The sequence below is a fragment of the Shewanella sp. FJAT-52076 genome (assembly GCF_019457455.1).
GTDB classification, from domain to species: domain Bacteria; phylum Pseudomonadota; class Gammaproteobacteria; order Enterobacterales; family Shewanellaceae; genus Shewanella; species Shewanella zhangzhouensis.
Genome location: NZ_CP080415.1, coordinates 1,057,782 through 1,071,927, shown reverse-complemented (window position 1 = coordinate 1,071,927; position 14,146 = coordinate 1,057,782). Strand labels below are relative to the sequence as shown.

The window sequence follows — 14,146 nt, the reverse complement described above, 5'->3', positions numbered from 1 at the left end:
CTGCATACTCGTTTAACTCCTAATCAACACGGGATTTTCAAGCATCACAGTGGTTGACATTACCTTACGTCTATAATTATCTTGAGGCGCTTCAATAGTCTTATCACCCAGCTGATACTGGGTTTCATTTTTATAGCTAGAGTCTTTTTCTACCGCACGAACAAGCAAAAACAGTTTTAACGCCACAATCCGTTGAAACGATTGGTTATCCCACATCACAGTATCTACACTACCCACGGGCACATATCGATTGGGAATATCATCACCATCATCATCGACACCATATAAAACTCGCAAATTCTCAATACCTTCTACGAGTTGCTCTTCATTGTTCATTCCATTTGCAACCGTTAGCGTTCTTCTTCTTAAAACGGGAACAGTGCCATCATCTTTTACATAGTAGATATGGTGCTGATACTCCCAAAATCGACTGTTAGTCAGTGTTGGAGTAGGCTGGTTACCCGTAAAAAAAATAGCTTCGCTTGATGTGGTTGCAACATAGTGATTGGATGCAACATTGGGCGTTAGTGTGTTGGGCCCAACCAAACGCTTAATCTGCAGTACATCCGTTTCTTCTTTTACCCCAGAAAGGCACGCGAAAACATCGCCGCTCACGCCAGCTTCGTAGCCCCAAATCCGCCTAAAATGTGATGTGGTGCCATTGGGAAGCGTTGCGTTATTAACTCCACCACCAACACAATCATTCGGCACAGCAGCAGATGAAATGGTTGTGTTACTCCCGACAATGAAATCTGTTCCTGTCATATCACCCATAAAAGCCAACTGACTAAGATCTCTTTCCATAATCGCTAAAGCGATACGACCATTTTCTTGCAACTGATTAAACTGACTTGTGGTTGTCACATTCGAAGCCGACATGCTGAACATAGTGAAAATGCCAGCAGACAAAAACAGGCTAATGACCAGTGCTACCATCAACTCGACGAGAGACATCCCTGACTGACTGCGCATAATTAGAACCTTCATTCCGATCAAATCACCGTTTGCACTGAATAGAGTCGTCGATTAGCGGTTGTTGAACCACAATCAGAAGCATTTGAATCAATTGACGTTTCGCGAATTCCTTTCCACGCCATAGTAACGGATACATTATTTCCATTTACCACAACACAGGCCGATGGTGTATCCAACCCACCCACATTCTGGGTTCCAACTGTCTCCGCAGCGCCATTGAATTGTGTTTGCCATTCATATAAATCCCAAGCGACCATCTCCGAAGATGAACAGATAGCAGCTCCCTGACACTGTTTACTGACCGAGCTTGGCGCTCCGCTGTATGTTCCGGCATAGTTAGCTATTTGTGTCGGGTTCAGCTTCATGCGATTGATAATATCGTTGGCGTAGTATGACGCCTGCGTCTGCTGAAAAGATTCGAAGCTACCGCGCTTGGAAACAATATGTAGATTAAAAATGCCAATAAGGCCGATCACCAGTATTACCAGTGCGACCATTACTTCGATTAAGGAAAATCCTTTCCCATACTTTTTCATTGGTGTCAAATCTCCGAAATCCGACATTTTATTGACTGCCAAACCTCAAATTAACCCTTTAAAATCTTAGATTTAAGCCAAAAGTATACTATACTGGTTAATCATAGTTGAGTCGATTGTTTGCTGCCAGTAACAATAGCATCTAAAAAATCGCAACATTATACCTAGAACTTTCTGGCAATAAAAAAAGAGGCTTAAGCCTCTTTTTTAACATTAACTTAGCAAACAATCACCTGAGTTCAACCGGAACGGCAAAAACTACGTCTTCCTTACGACCCTCAACTTCGGTCACCACGCTGGGGGCCAGATGGGTAATTGCATCGATAACCTGCTTTACAAGCACTTCCGGCGCTGATGCACCTGCTGTAACAGCCACCTTATCTACACCGGCAAACCACTCAGCCTTGACGTCGGCAGCGCTGTCGACCAGATAGGCCTGCGCACCCGACTTTTCGGCAAGCTCTCGCAAACGGTTGGAGTTAGAGCTGTTTTTCGAACCCACCACGATAAAGAGCTTGGCCTGAGTCGCCAGAATGCGCACCGCATCCTGGCGATTTTGAGTAGCGTAACAAATATCGTCCTTGCGTGGCCCCTCAATGGACGGAAACTTCGCCTGCAGCGCCGCGATAATGTCCAGAGTATCGTCAACCGACAGTGTGGTTTGGGTGACGAAGCACAGGTTGTCCGGGTCTTTCACCTGAAGCGCTTCGACGTCTTCCACCGACTCAATCAGATAAACGCCACCCTCCGGGTTATCGTACTGGCCCATAGTGCCTTCCACTTCCGGATGGCCTTCATGGCCAATCAGGATGCATTCAATCCCTTTGCGGCTGGCACGGGTTACCTGCAGGTGCACCTTGGTCACCAGCGGGCAAGTGGCATCGAATACCTTAAGGCCACGCTTTTTGGCCTCGGCCCGCACCGCCTGCGACACCCCGTGGGCAGAGAAGATCACTATGCTGTTGTCCGGCACCTGATCCAACTCTTCAACAAAGATGGCACCACGGTCTTTGAGGTTTTGCACCACATAACGGTTGTGTACCACTTCGTGACGCACATATATAGGTGGCGAAAACAGCTCAAGGGCGCGCTCAACGATGCTGATGGCACGGTCTACCCCGGCACAAAAGCCGCGTGGATTGGCGAGCAGAATGTTCATCTGTCCAGTCATCAGAGCTCCTCCAGCACTTCCAGCTCGAAGGTCACTGCCTGACCGGCCAGTGGATGGTTCAGATCGACCGTCACAGAATCGCCGGCCACATCACGGACAATGCCAGGAATTTCGCTGCCACCGGGGCCTGCAAAACTGACAATCACACCGGTTTCCAGCTGCATATCGGCAGGGAAGCGGCTGCGATCGAGATGATGAATCGCATCTGGATTCACATCACCAAAGGCTTCCTGTGGCTGCAGGGTGAACTTGTGCGAATCACCGACCTTCAGTGCGCCAAGCTCAGCTTCAAACGCCGGGCTCAGGCTGCCATCACCAATATTGAGGCGCGCAGGCTTACCCGACGCCTTGGTGCTGTCGGCGGTAGAGCCGTCAGACAAGAGAATATTCATATGGCACAGCAACGACTTTTGGCTCATGTGTTACTCCTTGATGGCCTTGTCATCCGAGCTGGACGCTTTAAAGCTGTCGATAATAATCAGCACGGCACCAATAAAGATGGCGGCATCGGCTATGTTGAACGCCGGATAATGGGCGGTGTTCCAATAGAAATCGAGGAAATCCACCACAAAGCCATGTTGCAGACGGTCAATCAGATTACCAAGCGCTCCGCCAATCACCAGGGTGTAGGCCAGATTCAGCCGCACCATATTGGCTGGCTGCTTACGCAGCCAAATGGTTAACAGCACGCTGAAGCCCACGGCCACCGCCGTAAACAGCCAGCGCTGCCAGCCCCCTGCATCATGCAGGAAGCTGAAAGCTGCGCCATAATTGCGCACATAGGTGAAGTTAAAAAACGGCAGCAGCTTGACCGACTCGTACAGGTCAAAGTTGGCCAGTACCCACTGCTTGGACAGCTGGTCGGCCAAAAACACCACCACTACTACCCAATACCAGCGCAGGCCACTTTCTTTCCAATTCAATTGCATGGCCATCCTTACGCGAAGGCGCGGGCTTCGCCGTCACCCTCAATGTTGGTCACACAGCGGCCACACAGGCTTGGGTGCGCTTCAACTGAACCCACATCCTCACGGTGATGCCAGCAGCGCTCACACTTGGCCGCGTCAGTCTTGGCAACCAACACCTTCAGACCGGCAAGCTCAGTCACAACTGCCGTCTCAGGCGCAGTATCAATTGGCTGCACCTTGGCATCCGAGGTCAACAGCACAAAGCGCAGCTCGTCACCAAGCACTGCCACCTTGGCGGCAAGTTCGGCATCGGCAAACAGGGTCACGGTTGCTTCCAGTGAACCACCCAGCACCTTGTCGCGACGTGCCTGCTCAAGCTCTTTGTTCACTTCGTTACGAACGCTGAGCAGCAACTCCCAGTGGCTGTCAGCCAGATCGCTTTCCAGGGTTACCGGCTTCAGGCCTTCGTACCATTCCTGGGTGAACACATAGGCTTCACGTTTGCCAGGCAACAGCTGCCAAATTTCATCGGCGGTAAAGCTCAGCACAGGTGCAATCCAGCGCACCATGGCTTCGGCGATGTGGAACAGTGCCGATTGACAGCTGCGACGGGCATGGCTTTCACGCTTGGCGGTGTACTGGCGGTCTTTGATGATGTCCAGATAGAAGCTACCGAGTTCTACCGAGCAGAACTGCATCAGCTTATGGGTCACCATGTGGAAGTTGTATTGCTCATACGCGGCGATGATTTCGCTCTGTAGCTTAGCGGCGCGGCGCACCATCCAGCGGTCCAGCGCCACCATGTCTTCTACGGCTACCATGTCGGTTTCAGGCTCAAAACCATTGAGGTTCGCCAGCAGGAAACGCCCTGTGTTACGGATACGGCGATAAGAGTCGGCGGCGCGATTCAAGATTTCATCGGATACGCTCATCTCACCGCTGTAATCGGTGGCTGCTACCCACAGACGCAGGATGTCTGCGCCAAGCTTGTTGGTCACTTCCTGAGGTGCAATCACGTTGCCGATAGACTTGGACATCTTGCGGCCCTTACCGTCCACGGTAAAGCCGTGGGTCAGCACCTGCTTGTATGGCGCCTTGGCATGCATGGCGGTAGACAGCATCAGTGATGACATAAACCAGCCGCGGTGCTGATCCGAGCCTTCCAGGTACAGATCCACGCCATGGCCCTGGAACTCAGGACGGGCAGCTACCACAGTTTCGAAGGTCGAACCTGAGTCATACCAAACGTCCAGCGTATCGGTCACTTTGCGATACTGGTCGGCTTCATCACCCAACAGCTCGGCCGCATCCAGATCCCACCAGGCCTGAATGCCCTGCTGCTCGATGCGGTGCGCCACGCGCTCCATCAGCGAAACAGAATCTGGGTGCAATTCTTCGGTTTCCTTGTTAACAAACAAGGTGATAGGCACGCCCCAGGTACGCTGCCGGGAGATACACCAGTCAGGACGGTTGGCTACCATGGTTTCGATGCGGCTCTGGCCCCAGTCAGGGATCCACTGGGTGTTTTGAATCTCACTCAGTGCAGTGCTGCGCAGGCCCTGGTTATCCATGGAGATAAACCACTGCGGGGTTGCACGGAAAATGATTGGGGTTTTGTGGCGCCAGCAATGTGGATAGCTGTGACGGTAAGCCACATGGTTCAGCAGCGCACCTTTTTCTTTCAAAAGCGCAACCACGTTGTCGTTGGCTTTAAATACGTGCTGACCGGCAAAGAAAGGGGTATCGGCCTTATACACGCCGTTATCGCCCACAGGGTTGGCCACTTCCAGACCATACTTCTGCCCTACCACGAAGTCGTCCTGACCATGGCCAGGGGCGGTGTGCACCACGCCGGTACCGGCATCGGTGGTCACGTGGTCACCCAAAATCACCGGCACGTCAAAGTCGAGGAAGGGGTGAGCAAAACGCATCAGCTCAAGCTCGCTGCCTTTTACGCGACCCAGCACTTCGAATGACTCGGCGCCAAAACGCTTCACGCAGTCTTCGTGCAGCACATCGGCCACCACAATGGCGCGGGTAACCTCGTCTTTGGTGAAGGATACCAGCACATATTCAAGGTCGCCGGATACGGCCAGCGCGCGGTTGGCAGGCAGGGTCCAGGGGGTGGTGGTCCAGATAACCATGGCGATATCATGGTCGTACTGAGCTACGCCAAATTTGGCCAGCAGCGCAGACTTATCAACCACATTGAAACCTACGTCGATGGCAGGCGAGGTCTTATCTTCGTACTCCACTTCGGCTTCGGCCAGTGCTGAGCCACAGTCGGTACACCAGTGCACCGGCTTCACACCTTTTTGCAGGTGGCCGTTGGAGATAACTTTGGCCAGAGAACGCACGATGTTGGCTTCAGTGGCAAAGTCCATGGTCAGGTATGGCTTGTCCCAATCACCCAGCACGCCCAGACGGATAAAGTCTTCGCGCTGGCCATCAACCTGAGCAGCAGCATACTTGCGGCACTCTTCACGGAATTCGGCGGCAGAGATCTTCTGACCCGGCTTACCCACCTTCTGCTCAACTTTGAGCTCGATAGGCAGACCATGGCAGTCCCAACCCGGCACATAAGGGGCATCGAAGCCCGCCATGGTTTTGGACTTGATAATGATGTCTTTGAGGATCTTGTTTACAGAGTGACCAATGTGAATGCTGCCGTTGGCGTAGGGAGGGCCATCGTGCAGGATAAATGGCTTGCGGCCAATGCGGCTGTCACGGATCTGCTGATACAGCTTGTCCTTGTTCCAGCGCTCAAGCATTGCGGGCTCGCGATTAGCCAGATTCCCACGCATCGGAAACTCAGTTTCCGGCAAATTCAAAGTAGATTTATAGTCGCTCATCGATCCTATACCGTTAATTGCCAAATAGTTTTAGCGTTTTGCTTAACCTGCATCGTCACCAAGCAGAGCCCGGGCTCTGTCGGCATCGTTCCAAATCTGTTTTTTCAGGGCATCAAGGGATTCAAAGGGCTGCTCGTCGCGAATTTTCGCCACCAGTTCCACTTCCACCCGTTTGCCATAGAGGTCGCCTTCAAAATCAAACAGATGCACCTCAAGCTGGCACACCTGTCCATTGACTGTGGGCCTGAAGCCCACATTGGCAACCCCTTCATATATATCACTTTCATCCCACCACAGCTTGACGGCGAAGACGCCGCGCACCGGCACCACCTTACGCTTAAGCGCAATATTGGCGGTGGGAAAGCCAATCGTCCGGCCAATCTTTTGCCCGTGGGCCACCCGGCCACAAAGGGTAAAAGGATGGCCGAGCAAGCGCCTTGCCTGCTCCAGATTACCCTTGGCGAGTTGCTCACGCACCGCGGTAGAGCTCACCCTCAGGTCACCCACCATAAAAGAGTGGGTATTGACCACGGCAAAGCCGAAACGCTCGCCGGCTTTTTTCAGCATCTCGAAGTTACCGGCGCGGCTCTTACCGAAGCAAAAATCGTCGCCAACCACCAGATACTTCACCCCGAGCTTTTTAACCAGCAGGTCTTCGATAAAGTGCTCAGGATCCATGGAGGCAAACTTGCGGTTGAAATTGACGCAAAGCAGACGGTCAATTCCCAGCTCGTCCAGCAGCACTATTTTATCCCGCAGCAAACTCAGGCGCGCCGGGGCATCATCACCACGGAACAGCTCCTGCGGCTGGGGCTCAAAAGTCATCAGGGTCGCGGGCAGACCAAAATGCTTGGCCCGCTCAACCAAACTGGCAATCACTTTGGCGTGCCCACGATGGACACCGTCAAAGTTGCCAATGGTTAGCACACATCCCCGATGGGCGGGCAAGATATTGTGAATTCCGCGGATTAATTCCATGTGACCTGACAACTGGCGTACGTAAATTGGCGGATTATATCTCAGCTGACGCCGAGAATCAGCCCTTGCGGGCGCGTTTCATTTGCCAGGGCTTAATCCCCAGCAGAATGAGCGACAAACCATAAACTAAAGCCCCCAGACCGATATAAGCGGCAAGGGCGCCGGCACGCTCGCCAATATGCCACTCGAGCCACACCGACTGTGTGGGCAACAGATACCACAGAAGCGCCCCCATAGCGAGGGTAGACACGGCCGCCTTGGCAAAAAACACCAGCGTCGACTTCGCCACTTTATATACACCGGCCTTATGCAGCCCCCGATAAAGCAGCGCAGCATTGAGCAGCGCCGACAAGGAGGTGGCAATCGCCAGTCCCACATAGCCAAAGGGCACCGCAAAGATAATGTTAAACACCATATTGCTGACCATGGCCACTATGCCGTAACGCACAGGGGTTTTGGTGTCCTGACGAGAGTAGTAACCGGGCGCCAACACTTTGATAAGCATGAAGTTAAGCAGGCCAGCGCCATAAGCCATCAAACTGTAAGACGCCATTTCCACATCGCTGATGTCAAAAGCGCCGCGCATAAAGAGCACTATCAGCATAGGCTGGGCCAGCACAATCAGCCCCAGCATGGCGGGCATACCCAGAAGCAAAATCGCCCTCACCCCCCAGTCCATGGTTTTGGCAAAGCCTTCGCCTTCATCGTTTACATGCTTTTTCGACAACGCGGGTAACACCACAGTGGCAATGGCAATACCAAATAGTCCCAGGGGGAACTCAAGCAAACGGTCGGAGTAATAGAGCCAACTGATGGAGCCAGTCATCAGGAAGCTGGCAATAAAGGTGTCAAACAGCAGGTTAATCTGCGACACAGATACGCCAAACAGCGCCGGGATCATCAGGGTGCGGATTTTAACAACACCAGGGTGGTGCCATCCCCAGGAGGGCTTAACCAGGGCACGCTCGCGGTACAAAAAGGGAATTTGGAACAGAAACTGAATAAGACCGCCGGCAAACACGCCCCAGGCCAAACCGATTTCCGGCTGCTCAAGCTGCGGCGACAACCACAGGGCAAAGGCGATAATGGCGATATTCAAAAATACCGGGGTAAAGGCCGACACCGCAAAACGGCCGCGGGTATTGAGGATGGAGCCAGCAAGCGCAGTAAAGGTGATAAACCATAAATAAGGAAAGGTAATCTTCAGCATCAGGGCCGCGAGTTCAAACTTGGCCCCGTTTTCACCGCCCTCGAGCCAGTCGAGAAACCAACCGCCACCGAACAGCGCGGCCAGTATGGGCGAACCAATCACCCCTAACAGAGTCACTATGGTCACCAGACCGCCCAGGGTTCCGGCCACTTTTGAAAGCAGTTCACGGGTTTCTTCGCTGCTGCGCTTTTCCTGATATTCGGTCAGCACAGGTACAAAAGCCTGGGAAAAAGCACCTTCGGCAAATAATCTACGCAGGAAATTGGGGATTTTATTGGCAAAAAAGAACACATCCGCGCTGGCCCCGGCCCCCATCAGGTTGGCCACCACCATATCCCGTACAAGGCCCAATACACGGGAGATGAAGGTCATGGCACTCACAACCAACCCCGACTTCAGTAATTTTTTACTCAATTTGCCCCCTGGGAAGGACCGGAAAATGCGGGTGATATCTTGGAAAAAAACGCTTCCGGCTCTGTCATACGCCAGTATTTGCTGGTAGAATTGCGCCACATTTTACACGAGTTGGGTTGAAGATAGCCAAGTCGGGTTGGATTTATTTGCCTTAATGGCGGATATTCCACCATTGCCATTGACAAAGTGGCAAAATACGGGCATATTCCTCGGCCTTTAAAAGTATTAATCCCAAGTTTTTAGGAGTTGCACCTTGGCTAACAGCAAGACTGCAAAGAAACGCGCTATTCAATCCGAAAAGCGTCGTCAGCACAACGCCAGCCGTCGCTCAATGCTGCGTACCTACGTGAAGAAAGTTATCGCCGCCATCAAAACCGGTGATCACAAAGCTGCTACTGAAGCCTTCGCCGTTGCTCAGCCTATCGTTGACCGCATGGCTACCAAAGGCCTGATCCACAAGAACAAGGCTGCCCGTCAAAAGGCTCGTCTGAACGCCCGTATCAAGGCTCTGGCTGCTTAATCGCTGCCAGCAAGACGTAAAAAAACCGGCTCAGGCCGGTTTTTTTATGTCTGTTCAATGGCAATAAATGTTATTGAGCAGCTTGATCATTTCTTTCACCTCGTCACTTTTCAACGAGTAGAATACCGTCTGAGCTTCCTTACGGGTAGAGACCAGATTATCCTTCCTGAGCCAGGCCAGGTGCTGCGACAGTGCCGACTGACTTAACCCAAGTTTTTTGTTCATTTCACCTACACACATCTCCCCTTCGTTGAGCAGATGGCACAAAATGAACAACCGACGCTCATTGGCCAGTGCCTTTAAAAGCACTACCGCATGATCAGCTCGCTCCTGCATTAATTCAATATTCATTACGAGCATATTCTCCTAATACAAACCCCGGGCCTAATATAGCCTTGGCTTACAGACTTCGTCGGGACACAGCCCACACTTTTTGTTAGATTGTTTTCAAAAATGAGATGTACCTAATAAAAATAGAGGAAACACATGAAAACCCTACCTAAGCTTCTGGCTGGAGTCGGCCTGATTGCGCTCACGGCCCCTTGGGGCGCATTTTCATCGGACGATATAAATCAGAAAGTTGCAGAGCAACTGGCACAAAAAGCCCAGTCTTCTTCCCTCGGCTATGACATCGTGGAGTCTTTGACAGTTGAAGTGGGCCCCCGGCTCGCAGGCAGTGAGCAGGATAAGGTGGCAGTGGACTGGGCAATCGCCAAGCTGCAAAGCCTGGGATTTGACCGGGTTTATAAGGAACCCGTAACGGTTCCCGTTTGGCACCGAGGTTTAGCTAAAGCCAGCATTCTAAGCCCTTTTCCACAACCCCTGGTGGTAACCGCACTGGGCGGCAGTGTTGCCACACCACCTCAGGGACTCAGCGCCGCCATTGTGCGGTTTGATAGCTTGCAAGACTTACAGAATGCCGAAGATGGCGGCCTGAATGGCAAAATCGCCTTTATTGATGCCAAAACAGAACGGCACCGGGATGGAAAGGGCTATGGCCAAACGGCTTCCGGACGTAGTCGCGGCGCCGTAGCCGCTGCGAAAAAAGGCGCTGTGGGTATCATCATCCGCTCCATCGGCACAGATCATGACCGTATGGCCCATACCGGCATGATGCGCTATGAGGAAGGTATCACCGCGATTCCTGCCGCCGCCATCTCCAACCCGGATGCCGACCTGATTAATGCCATGCTCAAGCGCGATAAAGAAGTCGTGATTTCACTTGAGCTTGGCTCTGAGCGCCGTGGTGAAACCACATCCTACAATGTGATAGCCGAAGTCAAAGGCAGCACCAAAGCCGATGAGATTGTACTGATAGGCGCACACCTTGACTCCTGGGACGAAGGAACCGGCGCCATCGATGATGGTGCCGGCGTTGCCATTGTGACTGCGGCCGCCAAACACATTCTCGACCTGCCACAAAAGCCGGCACGGACCGTTCGTGTAGTGCTGTATGCCGCAGAAGAGCTGGGATTATTAGGCGGAAAAACCTACGCCAAAGAACACGAAGCCGAACTGGATAAACACTATATCGCGGCCGAATCCGACTTCGGCGCAGGTCCTATTTATCAGATTGATTGGCGGGTGGCTGACACGGCTCACACTCCTGTAGTCAACACCATGAAGGTGGCAGAGTCTCTGGGCGTAGCGGCTGGCAATAACAAGGCTTCAGGAGGCCCGGACGTCTCCATGTTGCCCGCTCTTGGCGTACCTGTTGCTTCGCTTCGTCAGGATGGAAGTGATTACTTTGACTTTCACCACACGCCCAACGATACGCTGGACAAGATTAACCCAGAGGCACTGGCACAAAACGTGGCCGTGTATGCGCAATTTGCCTGGATGATGGCAAACAGCGAAGTCGAACTAAGACCCTTGCCTCCCAAGGAATAACACCTTGTCACCATATAATGAAAAACGCGGCCGTTGGCCGCGTTTTTATCACACTAAACAAAACTGCCTCAGCGAACTTTAGCGCTCTTCCCGTAAAAACACCGGCGTGTTGGGAGTCGACTGCTCAGGGCTGTAATAATAGCCATCGCAATCAAACCCTTTAAGATCCTCTATGGACTTTGGCCGGGTGGTCAGGATAAAACGCGCCATCAAGCCGCGGGCTTTCTTGGCGTAAAAACTGATGATTTTATACTGACCGTTTTTGGCATCCTTAAACACAGGGTTTACCAGTGTTCCTTCTATCCGCTTGGCTTTAACGGCCTTGAAGTATTCGTTGGACGCAAGATTGACCAAGATATCATCCCCTTGAGCGGCCAACGCCTCGTTCAGCTTATCCGTGATGATATTACCCCAAAACTCATACAGGTTTTTGCCACGGCCATTGCCAAGGGCTGTGCCCATTTCAAGACGGTAGGCGTGCATCAAATCCAGGGGTTTTAACACACCATACAAGCCGGAAAGCATGCGCAGATGGGACTGGGCATACTCAAGCTGTTCCGCGCTCAGGCTGTCTGCATCCAATCCTGTGTACACATCCCCGCGAAAGGCGAAAAGTGCCTGTTTGGCATTTTCCAATGAAAAGGACGGCGTCCAGGACGCAAATCTTGCCGCATTCAGCCCGGCAATTTTGTCGCTCACCGACATCAAAGAAGCAATATCGGCCGGCGTTAAACCCTTACAGACTTCTATCAGCTCAGCGCTGTGGCTGACCAGCTCAGGTAAGGTGTACAGCTCTGTGGGCGCAGGATGATCGTAATCCAATGTTTTGGCGGGGGAAATTACAACCAGCATGGGTTTCTCTCGTCAATTCAGTTAGCCCTTATGATACCCAAGAGAGATAAAAAAACCACGCAGCATTGGCGTGGTTTTTTTGGATTGCACTAATCGGCTCAGGCTTCGTTTGCCCTGGCTTTGGCATTCTCGGGCCAGATGTCGGTTTCTACCTGACCATCCAGCTCTGGAAACTTACTTCTATCGAATACCGGCATGTCGCCTTTTTTAAGTTGATCCCGATAGTCATCTATCACCCGGATAGCGAGACCAGACAGCAGCACCAGCGCGATAATATTCACTATTGCCATCAGCCCCATGGAAACATCCGCAAGATCCCAAACCAGGCTGATTTTTGCCATGGCGCCAAACATCACCATGCCCAGCACCAGTAACCGGAACAGCGGCAACGCAGTTTTGCGGTTACCGGACAGGAACATGACGTTGGTTTCAGCGTAAGAATAGTTAGCAATAATAGATGTAAAGCAGAACAGGAAAATCGCAAACGCGATGAATGCGCCGCCCCAATCTCCCACATGACTGGTCAAGGCATCGATGGTGAGTTTAATACCATCGCTTTCTGCGCCCATGTCGCCGGCAAGCAAAATGATGGCCGCGGTGGCGGTACAAATCACCAGGGTATCGACAAACACCCCCATCATCTGCACAAATCCCTGAGAAGCGGGATGATTGGGGTTGGGTGTAGCGCTGGCGGCTACGTTTGCGGCACTGCCCATACCGGCTTCGTTGGAAAACAGACCGCGGGCAATACCGGCCTGCATGGCCTGAGCCACACTGTACGCAACACCGCCGGCTACGGCTTCTTGCCAACCAAAGGCACTCTTGATTATCAGGCTGAATACTTCTGGCAATTTGTCGAGATTCACCACCACAACCACTGACGCTATGAGCAGGTATACCAGGGCCATAAAGGGCACAACGATTTCTGATACACGCGCCACTTTACGAAGGCCGCCCATAATGACGAATCCGCTGGCGACCACTATTCCAATGCCGACGTAGACGGCTTCGAATCCGAATACTCTTTCCAACGCACCAGTGATGGTATTGGCCTGAACTGCGTTAAACACCAAACCAAATGCCAGGATCAGAAAGACAGAGAACAATGCGCCCATCCAGCGCTGACCCAATCCCTTCTCCATATAGTAGGCAGGACCACCGCGGAACTGGCCGTCTTCATCTTTCACTTTGTAGACCTGTGCCAGGGTCGATTCAATCATGGCGGTTGCCATACCAAGTACCGCAATCGCCCACATCCAGAACACAGCTCCAGGCCCTGCGGTGCCAATGGCTACAGCAACACCGGCCATATTCCCCGCGCCAACACGCGCGGCCATACTGGTGCAGAACACCTGGAAAGAAGATAGGCCACCGTCGCCACCCTGACGGCTGATAGTCATGACCTTGATGCCATGTTTAAAGTGAGTCAATTGGATAAAGGCCAGTCGAACTGTAAAGTAAAGCCCCGCACCCACCAGTCCGTAAACCAGCAGCTTGCCCCATAGCAGGGCGTTAAGAAAATTAACAATAGTTTCTAACATAGTCTTGTTCTTCTTCCTTCCTGCAATGGCGATGCATCCCTTTCTCTCGCCGCTGCCGCAACATTGCTTAAGATTATCCCTAAGCGCATGAATAGCTGTAATTTTTCTAAAGAATTCCCTTAATGTGGCTGAGTTTCAGTACCACTTACAACAATTGGATGCCCGATGGACGCGGCAAAGTAGCACAGTATTTCAAAAAAAACTCGTGATCAAGCTCACGCTTGCGCATTTATACGACATGCGAATCACGAAGCAAATACGAGTATAAGATACTGTTAAAAGTCGATTAACAAACAAAA

The 14,146-nt window shown here is 52.0% G+C and carries 13 protein-coding genes; 2 read left to right on the top strand and 11 right to left on the bottom strand.

The features are described 5' to 3' along the window. Positions 1-12 precede the first annotated feature (12 nt). From K0H79_RS04700 to murJ, 8 genes are all read right to left on the bottom strand, one after another. Entirely contained in the window at positions 13-972 is a 960-nt protein-coding gene (locus K0H79_RS04700; protein ID WP_258405475.1) for a PilW family protein, read from the bottom strand. A 20-nt stretch (positions 973-992) separates the two neighbouring features. Further along, positions 993-1,511 (bottom strand): type IV pilus modification protein PilV, encoded by a 519-nt coding sequence (gene pilV, locus K0H79_RS04695; RefSeq protein WP_220067816.1) that lies wholly within the window; start codon positions 1,509-1,511, stop codon positions 993-995. A 229-nt stretch (positions 1,512-1,740) separates the two neighbouring features. Then, the gene (ispH, locus tag K0H79_RS04690; protein WP_220078090.1) at positions 1,741-2,670 is read right to left on the bottom strand and encodes a 4-hydroxy-3-methylbut-2-enyl diphosphate reductase; all 930 of its coding nucleotides are present in this window, start codon (positions 2,668-2,670) and stop codon (positions 1,741-1,743) included. Between the two features lie 11 nt (positions 2,671-2,681). Beyond that, complete coding sequence (gene fkpB / locus K0H79_RS04685; protein WP_220077485.1) at positions 2,682-3,101, bottom strand: FKBP-type peptidyl-prolyl cis-trans isomerase; 420 nt, start codon at positions 3,099-3,101, stop codon at positions 2,682-2,684. A gap of 3 nt (positions 3,102-3,104) precedes the next feature. Further along, positions 3,105-3,611 carry a signal peptidase II gene (gene lspA / locus K0H79_RS04680; RefSeq protein ID WP_011759041.1) on the bottom strand — a complete coding sequence of 169 codons (507 nt, stop codon included), beginning with the start codon at positions 3,609-3,611 and terminating at the stop codon, positions 3,105-3,107. An 8-nt stretch (positions 3,612-3,619) separates the two neighbouring features. Next, positions 3,620-6,442, bottom strand: coding sequence for an isoleucine--tRNA ligase (gene ileS, locus K0H79_RS04675; RefSeq protein ID WP_220077484.1), 2,823 nt, complete (start codon positions 6,440-6,442; stop codon positions 3,620-3,622). A gap of 42 nt (positions 6,443-6,484) precedes the next feature. Beyond that, a complete protein-coding gene (gene ribF / locus K0H79_RS04670; protein WP_220077483.1) occupies positions 6,485-7,420 on the bottom strand; it encodes a bifunctional riboflavin kinase/FAD synthetase in 936 nt (311 codons plus the stop codon). Between the two features lie 58 nt (positions 7,421-7,478). Continuing rightward, positions 7,479-9,044 carry a murein biosynthesis integral membrane protein MurJ gene (gene murJ, locus K0H79_RS04665; protein WP_220077482.1) on the bottom strand — a complete coding sequence of 522 codons (1,566 nt, stop codon included), beginning with the start codon at positions 9,042-9,044 and terminating at the stop codon, positions 7,479-7,481. 253 nt (positions 9,045-9,297) lie between these two features. On the opposite strand from murJ, the gene rpsT reads away from it, so the two are divergent. Then, positions 9,298-9,564 (top strand): 30S ribosomal protein S20, encoded by a 267-nt coding sequence (gene rpsT, locus K0H79_RS04660; protein ID WP_011759037.1) that lies wholly within the window; start codon positions 9,298-9,300, stop codon positions 9,562-9,564. A 54-nt stretch (positions 9,565-9,618) separates the two neighbouring features. Here the strand turns inward: rpsT and K0H79_RS04655 are convergent, their stop codons facing one another. After that, positions 9,619-9,915 (bottom strand): metalloregulator ArsR/SmtB family transcription factor, encoded by a 297-nt coding sequence (locus K0H79_RS04655; RefSeq protein WP_203326260.1) that lies wholly within the window; start codon positions 9,913-9,915, stop codon positions 9,619-9,621. Between the two features lie 135 nt (positions 9,916-10,050). Between K0H79_RS04655 and K0H79_RS04650 the strand changes: the two genes are divergently transcribed. Continuing rightward, positions 10,051-11,454 (top strand): M28 family metallopeptidase, encoded by a 1,404-nt coding sequence (locus K0H79_RS04650; protein ID WP_220077481.1) that lies wholly within the window; start codon positions 10,051-10,053, stop codon positions 11,452-11,454. Between the two features lie 78 nt (positions 11,455-11,532). Here K0H79_RS04650 and yaaA read toward each other — a convergent pair whose 3' ends face one another. Both yaaA and K0H79_RS04640 read right to left on the bottom strand, forming a co-directional pair. Then, positions 11,533-12,306: a peroxide stress protein YaaA gene (gene yaaA / locus K0H79_RS04645; RefSeq protein ID WP_220077480.1), complete on the bottom strand. Its 774-nt coding sequence runs from the start codon at positions 12,304-12,306 to the stop codon at positions 11,533-11,535. A gap of 98 nt (positions 12,307-12,404) precedes the next feature. Continuing rightward, positions 12,405-13,847, bottom strand: coding sequence for a sodium:alanine symporter family protein (locus K0H79_RS04640; RefSeq protein ID WP_220077479.1), 1,443 nt, complete (start codon positions 13,845-13,847; stop codon positions 12,405-12,407). Between the last annotated feature and the right edge of the window lie 299 nt (positions 13,848-14,146).